Origin of the sequence: Sphingomonas sp., assembly GCF_050725575.1 — a bacterium.
Taxonomy (GTDB): Bacteria; Pseudomonadota; Alphaproteobacteria; order Sphingomonadales; family Sphingomonadaceae; genus Sphingomonas.
On sequence record NZ_JBOHHW010000100.1, the window covers coordinates 1 to 1914 of the forward strand.

Annotated in this window: 1 protein-coding gene; it reads right to left on the reverse strand. The window is 60.9% G+C overall.

Features of this window, described 5'->3' with window-relative positions; translation table 11 throughout:
- Nucleotides 1-310: 310 nt before the first annotated feature.
- On the reverse strand, nucleotides 311-1914 hold a 1604-nt coding region (gene leuA / locus ACRECS_RS27340), incomplete at its 5' end, for a 2-isopropylmalate synthase (RefSeq protein ID WP_431586126.1).

Below are 1914 nucleotides of genomic sequence, written 5' to 3' on the forward strand. Positions count from 1 at the left end.
GGTCAGGCCCTGGGCATAAAGCTCCTGCGCCTGGCGGATATAATCGGTTTTGAAAGTTGAAGGACGTGTTTCCATGCTGCCGGGATAACGCGGGTTTCATGGAGTTTGAATCGAGGGTACGATAAAGTGCGCAGGGGAGATATGTTACACCGGTTGTGCCGTATCTTTGGCGCGAGGTGAGTGGGGCATTCTATCGATATTACTGGAATGGAATTCCAATAAAGTTATTAATAATCAATGATTTACTATGATCCGTCATCCCCGCGCAAGCGGGAATGACGGTGGTGAATTTAATCGAAGTCGTCCCGCTCTAATTTCCACTCGTGCGATTCGCCGCGCTCAGCGCCGCGCGCACCGTCGCCGTCGCGACGTCGACATCGATGCCGACCCCGAACACGGTGCGGCCGTCGGCGGTGCGGCATTCGAGATAGGCGGCCGCCTGAGCCTGCGCGCCAAGACCGATGGCGTGTTCGTTATAGTCGATCACGTCGAGGTCCACGCCGCAATCCTCGCGCAGCGCATCGAGCACGCCGGAGATCAGGCCATTGCCGCGCCCGCTGATCGAGCGTTCCTCGCCGTCGAACCGGACGCGGCCGACAAAGGTACGTGGCGGGCCGCCGCCGGGGGCGTGGTTTTCCTGATAGTCGATCAGCGCGAAACGGTCGCGGCCGGTCGGCAGGTAGGTCGTCTCGAACAGCTGCCAGATATCAGCGGCGTTGAGTTCGCGGCTGCTTTCATCGGCAAAGGCCTGCACATGGCGGCTGAAATCGGCCTGCAGCCGCTTGGGCAGCTTCAGGCCCTTGTCCTGCTCGATCACCCAGGCGACGCCGCCCTTGCCGGACTGCGAATTGACCCGGATCACCGCCTCATAGCTGCGCCCGAGATCGGCCGGGTCGATCGGCAGATAGGGGATTTCCCACAGCTGGTCGTTGCGTTCCGCCTGCGATGCGAAGCCTTTCTTGATCGCGTCCTGATGGCTGCCCGAAAAAGCCGTGAAGACCAGCTCGCCGGCATAGGGCGTGCGCGGATGCACCGGCAGGTTGGTGCAATAATTCACGGTGCTGACGATCTCATCGATATCGGAGAAATCGAGTTTTGGATCAACACCTTGTGTGTACATATTGAGGGCAACTGTCACCAGGTCGCAATTGCCGGTGCGCTCGCCATTGCCGAGCAGACAGCCCTCGACCCGGTCGGCGCCGGCCATCAGCCCGAGTTCCGCCGCGGCAACGCCGGTGCCGCGATCATTATGCGGATGCAGCGAGATGACGATGCTGTTGCGGTTACGGATGTTGCGCCCGAACCATTCGATCTGGTCCGCATAGATGTTGGGCGTGGCGCATTCGACCGTCGCGGGCAGGTTGAGGATGATTGGATGGTCGGGAGTGGGGCGCAACACCTCCATCACCGCCTCGCACACCTCGACCGAGAAATCGAGTTCGGCGGTCGAGAAGGTTTCGGGACTATATTCGAAATGCCAGTCAGTATCAGGTTGGGCGGCGGCCTGGTCACGCAGGATCATGGCGCCCTCGACCGCGATCTGGCGCACTTCGTCGCGAGTCATGCCGAAGACGATCTTGCGCCAGGCCGGGCTGACCGCGTTGTAGAGATGGACGATCGCCTTTGGCGCGCCACGCAGGCTTTCGAAGCTGGTTTCGATCAGGTCGCGGCGCGACTGAGTCAGCACTTGGATCGTCACATCATCGGGAATGCCGCCATTCCTGACCAGGCCGGAGATGAAATCGAACTCGGTCGCGCCGGCCGAGGGGAAGCCGACCTCAATCTCCTTCAGCCCGACCTTGACCAGCAAGTCGAACAGGCGGGTCTTCTTCTCCGCATCCATTGGGTCGATCAGGGCCTGATTGCCATCGCGCAGATCAGTCGAAAGCCAGCGCGGCGGCCGGGTGATAGCTG